A 14,435-nucleotide genomic window follows, 5' to 3' on the forward strand; every position below is an offset into this window, starting at 1 on the left:
GGCTACCTCACCGGCCGGATGAGCAGGTTGCCATGACGGTCGGCCTCGGCCACGTGGCCGGGAAGCACCAGCGTGGTGGAGTCCATCTCGGTCACGATCGCCGGGCCGGGAATCCGGTTGCCCGCCGCCAGCCTCGCCCGGTCGTAGATCCAGGCCGGATGTTCGCTGCCGGCGAACCAGATCCGGGTCTCGCGCACCCGGGCCGCGGCCGGGTCCGGCCCACCGCTCGGCAGCTCGGCCGGCGGCACGGTGTCCGGTACGCCCTGCACGATCGCCCGCACGTTGACGATCTCGCGTTCACTGTCCAGCTTGAACTCGAAGAGCCGGACGTGCTCGGCGTCGAACACCTCACCGATCTTCGCCAGGTCCAGTCCGTTTAGGGCGGTCTCGTCCACCGGCACGGTCAGTTCGAAGCCCTGCCCGTGGTAGCGGACGTCCACCTCCAGCACCACCTGCTGGTCCGATCGTCGCACTTGCAGCTCGTCCAGCGCCGCGGCGGCCTGTTCGCGCAACGCGGTCAGCAGTGTCGCGAGCTCACCCGGCGGGATCTCCGAGAACTGCCGGAGCACGGTCCGGGACGCCTCGTTCCGCAGTTGCGTGGTGACGTCGCCGTAGGCGTTGAGAATCCCCGGCGACGGCGGGATGATCACCGGCCAGCTGCCCAGCAACATCGCCAGCGCGTTGGCGTGCAGCGGTCCCGCCCCGCCGAAACAGATCAGCGCGAAGTCCCGCGGGTCGTACCCCTGCTGCACCGAGACCAGCCGCAGCGCGCCGAACATCGCCTCGTTGACGATCTCGATGATGCCGGCGGCGGCCCGCTCCAACGAGACGCCCATCGCGTCGGCCACCTGTCGCACCGCCGTCCGCGCGGCGTCCCGGTCGAGCGTCATCTCGCCGCCGAGCAGCGCCGCGGGGAGGTAGCCCAGCACCACGTTGGCGTCGGTGACCGTCGCTTCGGTTCCCCCGTGCCCGTACGCCGCGGGTCCGGGATCGGCGCCTGCGCTGCTCGGCCCGACCCGCAGCGCCCGGGTCAGCTCCGGCACGTGAGCGATGGATCCGCCGCCGGCGCCCACGGTCCGCACATCCACCGACGGCGCCCGGACCGACAGGTGACCGACCTCGGTCTCGCGCCGGATCCGGGGCGCGAAGTCCTCGATCAGCGCCACGTCCGTGGAGGTGCCGCCCATGTCGAGGGTGAGCAGGTTGCCATGGCCGGCGAGCCGGGCGGCCCAGAGCGCGCCGGTCACGCCGCCGGCCGGGCCGGAAATCAACAGGTTCACCGGCGCCTCGGCGGCTTGCGTGATCGATGCCAGGCCACCGTCGGACCGCAGGACCAGCAAGTCGCCCTCGGCGCCCCGCTCGCGCAGGTTGGCGGCGAGGTTGGTCAGGTAGCGGCTCACGACCGGGCTGACGTAGGCGTTCACCACCGCGGACATGGTCCGCTCGTACTCGCGGATCTCCGGAAGGACCACGCTGGACAGCGATATCGGCAGGCCGGGCAGGACCTCGCGGACGATCTCCGCCACCCGCCGCTCGTGCGCGTCGTTGGCGTACGCGTTGAGCAAGGCGACGGTGACCGCTTCGATGCCGCGGCCGGCAAGCACCCGCAGGCCGCTGCGCAATGCTTCCTCGTCGAGCGCCGCGACCACCGAGCCGTCGGCGCCGATCCGCTCCCGGACCTCGATGGTGTCCCGCAGGTCGACCAGCGGCTCCGGTTTCGGCCAGACGATCCAGCCGGCGAGCCCGCCGGGCACCAGCGACCGGGCGATCTGCAGCACCTGCCGGTAGCCCGACGTGACCAGCAGCGCCACCCGGGCGCCCTTCCCCTCCAGCACCGCGTTGGTCGCCACGGTGGTGCCGTGCATGACCCTGGTGATGTCCGCGGGCCGGATCCCGGCTGCCGCGCACGCCTTCGCCACTCCGGTCAGGATGGCCTCCGACGGGTCGGCCGGCGTGGACGGCGTCTTCACCCGGTGCGTGCGGCCGGACGACTCGTCAATCAACAAGAGGTCCGTGAACGTCCCTCCCACGTCAACACCCAAGCGATACACAGTGGACGCCCCTTCAACCCGACTTGTCACGCGGCGCCGGCTCACAGCGGCAACGCGATGCTGATCCCGCCGTCGACCACGAGCGATTGTCCGGTGATGTAGCTCGCCTGATCGGAGACAAGGAAGCGGATCGCGTCGGCCACCTCGGCCGCGGCGCCGATCCGGCGCAACGGCACCGCCCCGGCCGCCGCGCGCAGCCCCGCCGCTCCCACGCTGGCGCCCTCGTCCAGCGACTGGGGCGTCTCGATCAGGCCGGGCAGCACCGCGTTCACCCGGATCGCGCGCGGTCCCAGCTCGACTGCCAGGCTGCGGGTCAACCCCAGCATGCCGGCCTTGGCGGCGGCGTAGTGAGCGTGTTCCGCCCAGCCGAAAACGCCGCCGGCGATCGAGGAGACGCAGACCAGCGCTCCCCCGGCGGCCATCCGTGCCGACGCGGCCCGCGCGGTGCGCATGACGCCGCCCAGGTCGACGTCGAGCAGGTCGCGCCATCGCTGGTCGGACAGCGAACCGATCGGGTCACGGCGCAGTACCCCGGCATTGGCCACCGCGATGTCCAGCCGGCCCCACGAGGCGGCCGCCCGTTCGCAGGCGGCGTCGACCTGCTCCGTGCTAGTGACATCGGCCTGGACGACGACGCACTCCCCGCCGTCGCGGCGGATCCGCTCGGCCACCGCGTCGGCCGGATGCGGATCGCCGGCGAAGGTGCCCACCGCCACGCGGGCTCCGGCCGCGGCGAGGGCGACCGCCACCGCCGCTCCGATACCGGACGACGCCCCGGTCACCAGCGCGACCCGGCCGGCGAGGATGGGCCCTACGTCGCTCGCCGCGCCCGGCGGCGCCCATCGGTCCGACCGGCGAGCGCCGACCTCGGCCACGACCTGACGGATGACCTCTTCGAGATCGCCGTCGCCGACCCGGGCGAGCACCTCGCCGAGGGCCTGCCGGACCAGCTCCTCGGTTCTGGCCGCCGGGCCGCCGTCGACCGGGCGAGCGCGGAGCTCGATGCCCAGATCCCGGGCCCGGTCGCGGGCGAGCGGTGACAGGATCTCGCCGGGCGCGACAGCGAGCGAGTCACCGCCGCTGGCTGCTATGCGCTCGACGTCCCCGACGCGGATCAGTCGCCCCATCTCACTCCCCTGTGGTCAGACACGTTTCCTGGCGGGCGGACGGCGCGGTATCAGGACGCGCGCCCGCGCCCTTGCGGGAGGATCGCCTCCACCTCGCTGTGCGGCCGCGCGATCACGTGCACGGAGACCAGGTCGCCGACGGCCTCCGCCGCCGCGCCACCGGCATCGGTCGCCGCCTTGACCGCACCGACGTCGCCCCGCACAAGCACGGTCACGTACCCGCCGCCGATGTACTCCGAGCCGACGAGCAGAACGTTCGCCGCCTTCACCATCGCGTCGGCCGCCTCGATCGCGCCGACCAGTCCACGGGTCTCCACCATGCCCAGGGCACTCTGCTGGCTGTCTGCCACTGTCGTCCTCCTCTATCGTTCTGGCGGGTCAGCGCCAGACCTCGGTCAGCGATCCGTCCTCGTGACCGAGGACCCACTTGTCCATCTCGTCGAGCACCTTCTCCCGGGTCATCCGCGGGTCCACCTTGCGGATCTGCCGGTCGAACTCTTGGTCGAAGCTGTCCCGTACGGCGTCCGACTCGAACTCGTACATCGCCTGGACGTGCCAGGCGTAGTCGCTGCTCGGCGGCGCCACCAGCACTCGGCCGGAGACGTAGCCGGGAAACCGCTGGAGCACCTCGGCGACGTGGGTGCGGTAGAACGCCAGGAACTGATCTCGTTCCGACTCGCGGACCCGCCAGTTGTCGATCAACCAGCACGCCTGCTCGGCACGCGGACGGTCGTCCGGCCGCCCGGCCCGGCCGGGGCGGGACGCCGGCCGCGCCGGGGCGGGACGCCGGGCCGCCCGCGTGTCACCGCTGCCGTTCTGCTCCGGCTGCTGCTTGGCCAGCTCCCGGGTGATCGACCGGACGAGCTGATCGAGTGCGCGTTGATCCACCTGATCTCCTGTCGGTTAGGGCTGACCCGGGGTCTGCGGGCCGTCGTCACCGGCCGGCGGGCCACCCGCCTTGCCACGCCTGCCGCCCGGCGCCTTCCGTGCTGCGGCTCCGCCCGGCGCCCGAGTTCCGCGTCCGTCCGCCGGAGTTTCACTTCCGCCCGCCGGAGTTCCGTTCCGGTCCGGCGGAGTTCCGGTCTCCGGCGCCGGTTCGGCGTACGCCCGGCCCCGGCCGCGGACGACCGGCGCTCCGACCCGGCCCCCGACGCGGACCGTGCGCTCGCGCAGGACCGGGTCCAGATCGGTGGCGACCCGGCCGATCACGCTGTGTGCGGTGACCACGTCGGGCCCGAGGCCGCCGAGCACCGCGTCCACCGCCGCCCGGACCGAGTCCACCGCACCGCGCAAGGTGACGACCACCTGGCCCTCGTGCATGTAGGCGAATCCGGCCACGGTCACCGCGGCGGTGTTCGCGGCGAGGTTGGCCGCGCGGAACGCGGAGGCGAGACCACGCACCTGCAATGTCCCTACCGAGTCGGCCATGCTCAGTTCCCCGCTCCGCCGGCCATGCCCGGCACGTCGATGCGGTCGACGATCGCCACGACCGCCGCGTCGACCTCGTTGTCGGCACCCACGGCGCGCCGGGCGGCACTGCCACGCGTCACCAGCACCACCTCGGAGACACCGGCGCCCACCCGGTCGACCGCCACGTATGCCGGCCCCGATGCGGCGCCGGGCACCTCGACCGGAACGACCACGAGCAGGCTGCGCCCTTCCAGGCCGGCTGTTTTCGTGGTCGCGACAACCGATCCGACCACCTGTGCGAGTTCCATGCGTCCCCTCGGTGTCGAGCGACGTGATCAGGCAAACATGCGGGAGCCACCAGCGCAAGGGTTTGTATACGAAATTTCGTTCCGGCCGCTAGGGGTCGGCCGCCGGCAGCACTACCGACTGCTCTGTAAGCTCCGCTATTTTAGTGCCAACGCTGGCGTAGCCGGACCGTTTCGGAGACTATCGAGCTGCCTGATTGTGTACAGTTCGCGGACGCGAACCAATCCCGGGAGGCATGTATGACCCAGTCCGACACCTACTTCGTCAAGTCGATCGGCGACGGCGCGAAAGTGACGTTCGGTGGCGCCGAGATCGCCGGTCACACCATCAAGGGCCGCGGCAGCGGCGAGCTCCTGGTCCATGGCGCCGGCACGCTGCTGGTGCACCTCAAGGCCGAGGCGGGCTTCGACCAGGACGGCCACATGCACCCGGACCACGAGAGCATCGGATACGTGGTCTCCGGGAAGTTCGAGATGAAGGTGGGCGACGGCCCGGTCCAGATCCTGGAGGCCGGCGACACCTGGTACCACCCGGCGAACACTTGGCACACCTGCAAGGCGTTGGAGGACGCGGTGGCGCTGGAGTTCCACGCGCCGCTCCGGCCGGATCTGCTGAAGCTGTTCGGTCAGGCCTGATCGGTGGACGCGACCGACCTGATCGAGGAGTGCTACCGGCGCGGGTGGACCGACGGCCTGCCCGTCGTGCCGCCCACGCCGGACCGTGTCGAGGCGATGCTGGGCGACGCGGTGGACCGCCGGGACGAGCCGATCGCGTTGCTCGCCCCGGCCGGCGGCGTGGCCACCCGGGAGAAGATCGCGGCGAACGCCGTGATGGCCGGGTGCCGGCCCGGATACCTGCCCATCGTGGAGGCCGCCGTACGGGCCGCCGCCGAGCCGGCGTTCAACCTGGACCGGGTGCTCACCACAGCTTCCAGCCAGAGCCCGGTGCTGCTGGTCAACGGGCCGGCCAGTGGAGCGGTGGAGGCCAGTGGCGACTGGGAGGCACTGGGGTCCAAGGCCCGCGCCAACGCCACCATCGGCCGGGCGTTGCTGCTGGTGCTGCGCAACGTCGGCAGCCACCGCACCGGCGGGCTCGACCACGCCACCCTCGGTCATCCGGGCAAGTACAGCTACTGCTTCACCGAGCACCTGGCGTTGAGCCCGTGGGACAGCTGGCACACCGAGCGCGGCCTCGACCCGGATCGATCCTGGGTCAGCGTCTTCTCCGCCGAGGCGCCGTTGACCATTGTGGACATGGGCCACGACAGTGGCGCCGCCGTGCTCCGGACCATCTGCGAGAGCCTGGCCATCCCGGGCACCTACAACGCCTATTTCCGGCAAGACCTGTGGCTGGTGCTGTCCCCGCAGCACGCGGGGCTGATCGCCCGGGACGGACTCTCCCGCGCCGACGTTGCGCTGCACGTCTTCGAGCACGCCCGGCTCGACCCGGACCGGCTGCGCGGGCGGGGTCTCTACGGATACCTGGATGAGTTGCTCCCGCCCACCTGGCTGGACGACGGCCCGGTGTCCATCGTCGATTCCCCCGACCGGATCCTCGTCGCCGTGGCCGGCGGCGACTTCGGTGGTTACACGGCAGCGCTGTTCGGCTCCGGCAGCACCACCACCGCCGCGGTGGAGGCGGCCGCCCGGCCCGTCACCACGAGGAGTGCCTCATGACCTTGATCGACCCCACCGGGACCAGGCACTACGACCGTCCGCTGTGCCCGCGCTCACTCGGCGCCGAACCGCGGATCGGCCTGGTGGACGGGACGCTGAACAAGGGCAGCCATTGGGGGCAGGGCATGCTCGACGCCGCCGAGGCGAACCTGCGCACGCGGCTGCCCGGCGCGGTCTTCGGCCGGGTGTCGCTCAACCCGCTCGACAACCCGCCCCCCGACCTCTGGGCGGCGTCGATGGCGACCCGGCACGACGCGCTGGTGGTGGTCGGCGGCGACTGTGTCACCTGCATGTCGCGCGGGATCCGGGACGCGATCTGGGCCGAGCTGGCCGGGTTGCCGTCGGCGGTGGTCTGCACCGCCGCGGTCGAGGAGATCGTGCGGCAGGTCTGCGACACGTACGGCATGCCCGCGCTGCATGTGTTCCGGGTGCGGGAGAGCCTGTTCGGTCAGCCGCGGGAGAAGATCGCCGAGCTGGTCACCCCGTACATCGGAGGGCTGGCCGGCGCGCTCACCGACTGAACGCCGGGTGAGCGCGCCGCACCGTTCAGCGGAACAGAACCGTGGCCAGCCGCCGCATGTCGTCCATCGGGAACTCGTCACCGCCCCGCCGCATGTCCTCGTCCTCCAGCGAGGCGTAAGACCAGGCGGAGTAGCCGTGGTTCGGCCCGAGGATCTGGATCGAGACGTGACTGGCGCCGGCCTCCAGGTGCTCCTGCACGCGGTCGCGGATCGCCGCCGGCTCGCCCCAGGCGACCAGAGCGTCGGTCAGCCGGTCGTTGCCGCCGTCGGCGAGGTCGGCCTCGGTCCATCCGGCCCGCAGGAGCGAGTTCCGGTAGTTCTCGAGGCGAAGGTAGTTGGCGAAGTGCTCGCGGGCGATCCGCCGGGCCTTCTCCGCGTCGGTGGTCACCACCACCGCCAGCTCCGGAGCCAGGATCGCGTCCGGGCCGAGCAGCTTACGGGCGCCGGCGGTGTGCACCGGCATGGTGAGGTAGGGGCAGGACCCGTCGGCGTGGTCCCGGGCCAGTTCCAGCATCTTCGGCCCGAGCGCGGCGATCACTCGGGGCACCCGTCCGACCGGACCGTTCCAGCGGAACGGCGCGGAGTCCATCATCTGCAGATACGAGCGCATGGTGGCGATCGGCCGGGAGAAGTCGTGCCCGCGCATGGCGACCGACGGGCGGTGGCCGATGCCCACGCCCAGCAGGAACCGGTCCGGGTAGGCGTCGATCAGCGTGCGGGCGCCGTTGGCCATCGCCATCGGGTCCCGGACCCAGATGTTGGCGATGCATGTGGCGACCGCGATGCCGGTGGTGCCGCCGAGGGTCACCGCCGCGTGGGTGAGCGCCTCCTTGCCGGCCGACTCCGGGAGCCAGACGGTGCCGAAGCCGAGATCGGCTGCCGCCTGCACGGTCTCGTTCGCCGCGCGCGCCGTCATCAGGTTGAGGTGGCCGCTGAAGAGTCCGATCCGACCCAGGTCCATACCGTCGACACCTCCGGTCCGAGTGGGCGCGGCTGGCCCGCGTCGCTTGAGACCCTACCGATGAATTGTATACATTTCAAGAAGTCGCATTCATCGGAGGTCAGATTGAACCAGCTAATTGCCAGAGCAGCTCGAATCGCCCTTGAATATTGCATGCACGTAGGGGCCGACGATCGCGTCCTGATCGTTCACGACGACACCGCCGCACCGGACACCGTCGACGCCTTCGTGGCCGCCACCGGCGGCCTGGGCGCCGAGGTCACGGTGCTGCGCTATGCCCCTCGCACGTTCGTCTCGATGCGCGAGTTCGGCCGGTTCGCCGAGGCCAGCGTATGGGCGGACGACCGGCACGCGCCGGAGACCTTGCTGGCCGCCCTGGGCGCCGCCGACGTCGGCCTCATCCTCAACGCCGACCTGCGGCTGCTCTTCGACCCACGTTTCCTCGCCACCCTGTCCGGGACCCGGATCGGCTGGATCCCGTACCTGGACGCCGACAACATCCAGCGTCTGTTGCCGTCCTCCGCCGACGAGGTCGCCGAGCTGCATCAGGCCTCGACGGTGGTCGGAGAGGCGATGGCCGCCACCACCGAGGTGACCATCGGCGATGCCAACGGCACCGACCTGCGGATGCGCATCGGCGCGCACCGGATCAACTGGTCGACCGGCGTGCACATGCAGGGCCGGGGCATCGGCGGCGTGCAGATCTGGCCCGGCGGACAGATCTCCACCGCTCCGGACATCGGCTCGGTCAGCGGCCGGCTGGTCATCGACCGCAGCGTCAACGCACCGGAGTACAAGGAGCTTCTGGACCCGATCGGTTTCACCGTGGTCGACGGCCTGGTGACCGACATCGACGGCGGAGTCGAGGCGGAGCGGATGAGGCGTTACCTCAGCTCGCTCGACCACCCCGGCGCCTACCACCTCACCGAGCTGGGCATCGGCACCAACGCCCGATGTGTCGCCGCCGGTTACGCCGGTCCGTGCGAGGACACCCACACGTGGGGTGCCTTGAGCATGGCGTTGGGCGCCGACGTCCACCTGGGCGGCGTCACCCGGGCACCGTGTCACGTGGACATGACCGCCCGCTCGGCGACTGTCGCATTCGACGGAAAGACCGTCGTGGACGAGGGACGGCTGGTGGTCTGAGCACCACGAACCACGGAGAGGCCGGGCCGACGACAATGGCGGCCCGGCCTCGACGCCGAACGGCTACCGCTGGATGTCGCGAAGCGCCGTGGTCAACTCGCGAAGGTCGTCCACCTGCTCCAGCCGGCCGACGATCGCGATCACGTCATCGATCGCCGCGTCGGTGAGGATGCCGGCGCTCAGCTTGCGGAACTTCTCCGCCGTCTCGTCGTCGGTCAGCGGGTTGTCCGGGTCGCCCTTCGCCGCCACGACCTGTTCGGAGAGGGTCCGCCCGTCGCGCGTGACGATCACGACGCGGGCCGGCAGATGCTTGGGCGCCATCGCGTCGAGCTCCGGGTCGAGGATCATCTCCACCCGGTCCTGCAGCGCGGCGACGCCCGGCGCGGCGAGTTTCTCGGCGGTGAACTGCGGCAGCGAGACCTGCCGGTCGGTGATCGCCGCCGAAACCAGGTACGGAATGCTCATCGCGGCGTGCACGTGCCGGTCCGGATGCTTCTTCCCGAGCGTTTCGGCGGCCACCTGGTAGGTGTGCACCTCGATCCGGTCGACGTCGTCCGGCCGGAGGTCGTACCGCTCGGTCAGGGCCAGCGTCGCGTCCACGGCGGCGTGCGTCGCCGCCGACGACGAATGCACCTTCTGGCCGGTGAACGGCAGCTCGAACCGCTCACCGAGCCCTTCCATCAGCCGGTCGTAGTCGGCGCCGTCGGTGCAGACCACGTTGCAGTAACCGCCGTACGGGTCCTCCAGCACGGTGTCTCCCGCGGTGTAGCCGGCCTGGGCCAGCAGCGCCGCATAGACGCCGTTCTGCGAGGCGTGACCGGACAGCAGGTACCACGCGTCGTGCCAGAAACAGGCCGAGATCAAGCCGGCCGCCTGATTGCCGGCCAGGCCGAGCACGGCGCAATAGGTGTCCTCGCCGCGCAGCCCGAGCATCTTCGCCGCGGCCACCGCGGCGGCGAAGACGTTGCAGCCACCGCGCGGGTGCCAGCCGGTGTTGAAGGCGTCCAGCCCGACCGCGGCACCGACCCGCCAGGACAGCTCGTAGCCGGCCACGATGGCGACCAGCGCCTCCTGCCCGGAGCTGCCCTGCGCCTCGCCGACCGCCAGGACGGCCGGATGGGTGCCCACGCCGGGATGCCCCAGCGACTCCTTGCACACGTCGTCGAGCTGGGGGGTGGAGGACCCGGCCACGCCGTTCAGGAACGCGGCCCGGTCCATCGCCACCCGCAGGTCGGTCGAGAGCACGGTGGACTGTTCGTTGCCGCCACCGAGCCGCAGCGAGATCTCCCGGGCCTTGACGACGTGCGGCCGGGTGCCGCCGGCGAGTCCGGCGCCCAGGTAGTCCAGGAGCAGCCGCTTGGCCTGACCGATGATCTCGGCCGGCAGGTCGGCATAGGTCAGCGAGTCGATGAATCCGGCGATCCGGCGGGTTGCGTGCGGCTGGATGCTCTCGCCCATGTCAGCCCTTCTTCATGCGGTAGGTGAACAGTTGGCCGGTAGGCGTGTTCTGGTAACCCTGGACATTGGCACCCAGCGCGTGGAGATAGCGCTGCTCGACCAGATAGACCTGCGGCGTGGTCTCGACGATCAGGTCCGAGGCCTGCGCCAGCAAGGCGTCCCGGTCCGGCCCCGGCGCGGTGGTGAGCACCTTCGCCACGAGTTCGTCGTACTGCTTGTTGTTGTAACCGAAGCTGTTCTGGAAGCTGACCGTCGTGTTGTAGAGGTTCAGCGAGTAGAACGGGTCACCCACCGCGGGTGGCTCCAGGTAGATGACGCCCTGGTAGTTGCCTTTGAAGTAGGTGTCGCTGAACTCGGTGGCGCCCGGGATCACCTTGACCGAGGCGGTGACCCCGACGTTCTTGAGCATGTTCTGGATCTGCACCGCCAGCGATTGCGCGTAGGCGCCCGGGCGGGTCGGCGAGGCCAGGATCTCGAAGCTGAGGTTGCCGACCCCGGCCTGCTGCAGCAGGGTCTTGGCCTGCTCCGGATCGAACTCGAACTTCTTGGCGTCCGGGCCCGGAGTCCAGTACACCTCGCTCAGACCGGTGGTAGCCGGCTTGAACAGGCCCTTGTACACGCCGGTGACCAGCGCCTGCCGGTCGATGGCCATGGAGATCGCCTTACGGACGTTCGGGTCGGTGAACGGACCGGACTTCTGGTTCAGCATCAGCGTGTCGCGGTTGGGCGAGACGCAGTTGATGAGCTGGGCACGGTCGCTCTTGTCCACCTGCGTGTACTGGTCGAAGGACAGCCTCTCGGCGTAGTCGGCCTGGCCGGTCTCGACCAGCTGGAGGCGGGTCGAGGCGTCCGGCACGCTACGGATGACCAGCTTGCCGAGGTTGCCGCGGTTGGCCTTGTCCCAGAAGTTCGGGTTGGGCGACAGGTCGATCTGGCTGCTCGGCTGGAGCTGGTCGAGCTTCCACGGGCCGAAGTTCGGCATCGCGGTCGCCAGGTAGGTCTCCGCCCACTCCTCACCGTTGGCGTTCTTCTTGGCCTCGGTCGAATCGATGACGCCGAGCATCGGATACGTGAAGATCGCGACGTCCAGCGAGGTCGGCTGGGTCAGGTTGACGGCGACGGTCCGGTCGTCCTTGGCCTCGAACGGCTTGGTCTTGTCGAACTTCGCCACGTCGAACATGAGGAAGCGAGCGACGTTGCTCAGCTTGTTGGCCCGGTCCAGGGTCCAGACCACGTCCTGCGCCGTCATGGCGTTGCCGGCCGGGCTCTGCACGCCCTGCCGCAGGGTGAAGAGGAGTTGCTTGCGGTCGGGGCTGTAGTCCCATTTCTCGGCCAGCCGCGGGCTCAGGTTGGACGCGTCGGCGAGCCGGTCGCAACCGCCGCCGGCCACCTTGTTCGCGTCGAACTCGACCAGCGTCGAGGCCCATTCGTACATCACGAGCCGGCTCGCGTCACCTTCGTAGTGCTTCCAGACGTCCAGACCGGCCGGCACGCCGGCGGCGGCGTACACGAAGGTGGGGTTGGTGGTGCCGCCCTGGCTGGTGGAGGAGTCGGCGGAGCAAGCGGCGGTGCCGGCGGCCAACGCCGCGGTGAGCACGACGCCGAGCCAGCGGAGACGGCGAAATTTTCTAGGAGACATCAGGGTCCCCTTTCTCGTCGCAGAGATGTCAGGTGACCGACCGGTCGAACTCGACCGCCGTCCGCGCGCACACGGGCGACCAACGCACGGGAAAGTTGTATACATGTTGAACCTTCCAGGTCAAGGTTCGTTACAAACTCGCTTGTAAATCTCAACCATCTAGCTCGCCACGCCTGGCTTTGCATGCAACTATCGAGCGACCTCATGGACAGGCATCGGCTCGGACAGGGGTGCGCGGACGCACCGGACGACATGCCCGGGATCGATGCCACGCAGCGGTACCGGTGGCACGGCGCACCGGTCCAGCCGGATGGGACACCGCCCGTAGAGGAAGCACCCGGCCGGCAGGCTGGTCGGGCTGGGGATCTCGCCGCGCAAGGCGAACTCGTAGTCCCGGCCCACCTGCGGGTCCGGGCTCAGGTAAGCGCTCAACAGCGCGCGGGTGTAGGGGTCCTGCGGGTCGTCGACCACCCTGGCCACCGGACCCATCTCGCGCACCTGGCCCAGATACAGCACCGCCACCCGGTGCGCGACATAGTTCACTGTGGACAGATCGTGGGAGATGTAGAGGTAGGACATGCCCAGCTGCTCCTGGAGCCGGTGCAGCAGCTTGAGGATCTGAGCCTGCACGGACAGATCCAACGACGAGGTCGGCTCGTCCAGCACCAGCAGCTTCGGCCGGGTCACGATCGCCCGGGCGATGCCCACCCGCTGCTGCTGGCCGCCGCTCATGGCGCGCGGGAGACGATCGGCATAGGAACTCTCGAGGCCGACCTCGCGCATGGTCTCGAACACTCGCTCCTGGCGCTCGGCACGGCTCAGTTGCGGTTCGTGGATGGCCAACGGCTCGGCGATGATGTCGCCGACCCGCATCCGCGGGTTCAACGACTCGTACGGCTCCTGGAAGACCACCTGCATGGTGGAGCGCATCCGGCGCAGCGGCTCCCGGCCGAGCGAGCGGACGTCCTGCCCGTCGATCTCGATCGTGCCCGCGTCCGGCTCGATCAGGCGCAGCAGCAGCCGGCCGATCGTCGACTTGCCCGATCCGCTCTCACCGATCAGCGCCAGGGTCTCGCCCTCGCCGATCGCGAACGAGACGTCGTTGACCGCGTGGACAGGCTCGCCGTTCGCCCGATGGAACGCCTTGGACAGTCCCTCAACCCGCACGAGCGACACGAACGCTCACCTCTTCCTCGGCCCGGTGACAGGCGACCGTCCGGCCGCCATCGAACGCCGTCCGCTGCTCCGGCACCACCGATCGGCACTGCTCCAGCACGAAGCTGCAGCGGTCGGCGAACGGACAACCCGGTGGATAGTCGACGAGATCGGCGACACGGCCGCGCAGCGTGTGCACCTCCGCGCCTCGGCGGGGCACCGAGTTGAGCAGGCCGAGGGTGTAGGGGTGCGCCGGCCGGACGAAGACCTCGTCGACCCGGCCGCGTTCGACGACCTTGCCGGCGTACATGACCACCACCTGGTCGCAGTACTGGGCGACCACCCCGAGGTCGTGGGTGACCAGCAACATGGAGCGGCCGCTGGTGAGGACCAGATCGCGCATCAGGTCGAGGATCTGGCGCTGGATCGTGACGTCGAGCGCGGTGGTCGGCTCGTCGGCCACGATCAGCCGCGGATCGAGCACCAGCGCCATGCCGATCACCACCCGCTGCGCCATACCGCCGCTCAACTCGTGCGCATAGCCGTCGACCACCCGTTCCGGACCGGGGATGCCGACCGCCTTCAGGGTGTCGAGGGTGATGGCCCGGGTCTTCGCGTGCGGCATCCGCCCCCGGTGCGTGGTGATGACGTTGTGGAACTGGTCGCGAATCCGCAGGATCGGGTTCAGGGCGCCGAACGGGTTCTGCGCCACGAAGCCGATCTCGTTGCCCCGCACCTGCCGCAGCTTGCGCTTCGACATCCGCAACAGGTCCGCGCCCTCGAAGATCGCCTCGCCGGAGACCGTGTGCCCGGGAGGCCGGATCAGCCCGAGCACCGAGCGGATAGTCGCCGATTTACCGCAACCGCTCTCGCCGACCAGCCCCACGATCTGCCCTGACGGCACCTCGAGCGAAACGTCGTTGACCGCTCGCACCAGTCCACGGCGGGTGTCGAAATGCGTCGTGATGCCGTTCACCGTCAGCAT

The 14,435-nt window shown here is 70.1% G+C and carries 15 protein-coding genes; 4 read left to right on the plus strand and 11 right to left on the minus strand.

Annotation, left to right across the window (positions count from 1 at the left end; translation table 11 throughout):
* Window positions 1-2: 2 nt before the first annotated feature.
* Genes ACFQS1_RS27520 through ACFQS1_RS27545 form a run of 6 tightly spaced genes read right to left on the minus strand, consistent with a single transcriptional unit; the run spans window position 3 to window position 4,896 of the window.
* Window positions 3-2,096 carry a hydantoinase/oxoprolinase family protein gene (locus tag ACFQS1_RS27520; RefSeq protein ID WP_378973749.1) on the minus strand — a complete coding sequence of 698 codons (2,094 nt, stop codon included), beginning with the start codon at window positions 2,094-2,096 and terminating at the stop codon, window positions 3-5.
* Window positions 2,093-3,178 carry an SDR family NAD(P)-dependent oxidoreductase gene (locus ACFQS1_RS27525; RefSeq protein ID WP_378973751.1) on the minus strand — a complete coding sequence of 362 codons (1,086 nt, stop codon included), beginning with the start codon at window positions 3,176-3,178 and terminating at the stop codon, window positions 2,093-2,095. Before ACFQS1_RS27525 ends, ACFQS1_RS27520 begins: the two co-directional genes overlap by 4 nt.
* Before the next feature lie 50 nt (window positions 3,179-3,228).
* Entirely contained in the window at window positions 3,229-3,498 is a 270-nt protein-coding gene (locus tag ACFQS1_RS27530; protein ID WP_378973831.1) for a BMC domain-containing protein, read from the minus strand.
* A gap of 58 nt (window positions 3,499-3,556) precedes the next feature.
* Window positions 3,557-4,066 (minus strand): hypothetical protein, encoded by a 510-nt coding sequence (locus ACFQS1_RS27535; protein ID WP_378973753.1) that lies wholly within the window; start codon window positions 4,064-4,066, stop codon window positions 3,557-3,559.
* A gap of 15 nt (window positions 4,067-4,081) precedes the next feature.
* Window positions 4,082-4,606 carry a BMC domain-containing protein gene (locus ACFQS1_RS27540; RefSeq protein ID WP_378973755.1) on the minus strand — a complete coding sequence of 175 codons (525 nt, stop codon included), beginning with the start codon at window positions 4,604-4,606 and terminating at the stop codon, window positions 4,082-4,084.
* Between the two features lie 2 nt (window positions 4,607-4,608).
* Window positions 4,609-4,896, minus strand: coding sequence for a EutN/CcmL family microcompartment protein (locus tag ACFQS1_RS27545; RefSeq protein ID WP_378973757.1), 288 nt, complete (start codon window positions 4,894-4,896; stop codon window positions 4,609-4,611).
* 237 nt (window positions 4,897-5,133) lie between these two features.
* Between ACFQS1_RS27545 and ACFQS1_RS27550 the strand changes: the two genes are divergently transcribed.
* From ACFQS1_RS27550 to ACFQS1_RS27560, 3 genes are read left to right on the plus strand one after another with little or no spacing between them, the layout of a single operon-like run.
* Window positions 5,134-5,529: a cupin domain-containing protein gene (locus ACFQS1_RS27550; protein WP_378973759.1), complete on the plus strand. Its 396-nt coding sequence runs from the start codon at window positions 5,134-5,136 to the stop codon at window positions 5,527-5,529.
* 3 nt (window positions 5,530-5,532) lie between these two features.
* Window positions 5,533-6,570: a hypothetical protein gene (locus ACFQS1_RS27555; RefSeq protein WP_378973762.1), complete on the plus strand. Its 1,038-nt coding sequence runs from the start codon at window positions 5,533-5,535 to the stop codon at window positions 6,568-6,570.
* Window positions 6,567-7,091, plus strand: a complete 525-nt coding sequence (locus ACFQS1_RS27560; RefSeq protein ID WP_378973764.1) for a UGSC family (seleno)protein — start codon at window positions 6,567-6,569, stop codon at window positions 7,089-7,091. The genes ACFQS1_RS27555 and ACFQS1_RS27560 overlap by 4 nt, the downstream gene beginning before the upstream one ends.
* 25 nt (window positions 7,092-7,116) lie before the next feature.
* On the opposite strand, the gene ACFQS1_RS27565 is transcribed toward ACFQS1_RS27560, so the two are convergent.
* On the minus strand, window positions 7,117-8,052 hold the full coding sequence (locus ACFQS1_RS27565) for a TIGR03620 family F420-dependent LLM class oxidoreductase (protein WP_378973766.1): 936 nt from the start codon (window positions 8,050-8,052) through the stop codon (window positions 7,117-7,119).
* A gap of 60 nt (window positions 8,053-8,112) precedes the next feature.
* Between ACFQS1_RS27565 and ACFQS1_RS27570 the strand changes: the two genes are divergently transcribed.
* Window positions 8,113-9,198, plus strand: a complete 1,086-nt coding sequence (locus tag ACFQS1_RS27570; RefSeq protein ID WP_465263222.1) for a 2,5-dihydroxypyridine 5,6-dioxygenase NicX family protein — start codon at window positions 8,113-8,115, stop codon at window positions 9,196-9,198.
* A gap of 63 nt (window positions 9,199-9,261) precedes the next feature.
* Here ACFQS1_RS27570 and ACFQS1_RS27575 read toward each other — a convergent pair whose 3' ends face one another.
* From ACFQS1_RS27575 to ACFQS1_RS27590, 4 genes are all read right to left on the minus strand, one after another.
* A complete protein-coding gene (locus ACFQS1_RS27575) occupies window positions 9,262-10,656 on the minus strand; it encodes an MmgE/PrpD family protein (RefSeq protein WP_378973771.1) in 1,395 nt (464 codons plus the stop codon).
* Between the two features lies 1 nt (window position 10,657).
* The gene (locus tag ACFQS1_RS27580; RefSeq protein ID WP_378973773.1) at window positions 10,658-12,295 is read right to left on the minus strand and encodes an ABC transporter substrate-binding protein; all 1,638 of its coding nucleotides are present in this window, start codon (window positions 12,293-12,295) and stop codon (window positions 10,658-10,660) included.
* Between the two features lie 189 nt (window positions 12,296-12,484).
* Window positions 12,485-13,471, minus strand: a complete 987-nt coding sequence (locus ACFQS1_RS27585; protein WP_378973776.1) for an oligopeptide/dipeptide ABC transporter ATP-binding protein — start codon at window positions 13,469-13,471, stop codon at window positions 12,485-12,487.
* Entirely contained in the window at window positions 13,452-14,435 is a 984-nt protein-coding gene (locus tag ACFQS1_RS27590) for an ABC transporter ATP-binding protein (protein ID WP_378973779.1), read from the minus strand. Before ACFQS1_RS27590 ends, ACFQS1_RS27585 begins: the two co-directional genes overlap by 20 nt.

The organism is Paractinoplanes rhizophilus, assembly GCF_042664765.1.
Taxonomy (GTDB): domain Bacteria; phylum Actinomycetota; class Actinomycetes; order Mycobacteriales; family Micromonosporaceae; genus Actinoplanes; species Actinoplanes rhizophilus.

Excerpts from the sequence above, each read along its gene's own strand:
- ACFQS1_RS27525 (WP_378973751.1), bottom strand. The coding sequence starts at position 3,178 with ATGGGGCGACTGATCCGCGTCGGGGACGTCGAGCGCATAGCAGCCAGC.
- ACFQS1_RS27530 (WP_378973831.1), bottom strand. The coding sequence starts at position 3,498 with ATGGTGGAGACCCGTGGACTGGTCGGCGCGATCGAGGCGGCCGACGCG.
- ACFQS1_RS27540 (WP_378973755.1), bottom strand. The coding sequence starts at position 4,606 with ATGGCCGACTCGGTAGGGACATTGCAGGTGCGTGGTCTCGCCTCCGCG.
- ACFQS1_RS27545 (WP_378973757.1), bottom strand. The coding sequence starts at position 4,896 with ATGGAACTCGCACAGGTGGTCGGATCGGTTGTCGCGACCACGAAAACA.
- ACFQS1_RS27550 (WP_378973759.1), top strand. The coding sequence starts at position 5,134 with ATGACCCAGTCCGACACCTACTTCGTCAAGTCGATCGGCGACGGCGCG.
- ACFQS1_RS27560 (WP_378973764.1), top strand. The coding sequence starts at position 6,567 with ATGACCTTGATCGACCCCACCGGGACCAGGCACTACGACCGTCCGCTG.
- ACFQS1_RS27565 (WP_378973766.1), bottom strand. The coding sequence starts at position 8,052 with ATGGACCTGGGTCGGATCGGACTCTTCAGCGGCCACCTCAACCTGATG.
- ACFQS1_RS27570 (WP_465263222.1), top strand. The coding sequence starts at position 8,113 with ATGAATTGTATACATTTCAAGAAGTCGCATTCATCGGAGGTCAGATTG.
- ACFQS1_RS27575 (WP_378973771.1), bottom strand. The coding sequence starts at position 10,656 with ATGGGCGAGAGCATCCAGCCGCACGCAACCCGCCGGATCGCCGGATTC.
- ACFQS1_RS27580 (WP_378973773.1), bottom strand. The coding sequence starts at position 12,295 with ATGTCTCCTAGAAAATTTCGCCGTCTCCGCTGGCTCGGCGTCGTGCTC.
- ACFQS1_RS27590 (WP_378973779.1), bottom strand. The coding sequence starts at position 14,435 with ATGCTGACGGTGAACGGCATCACGACGCATTTCGACACCCGCCGTGGA.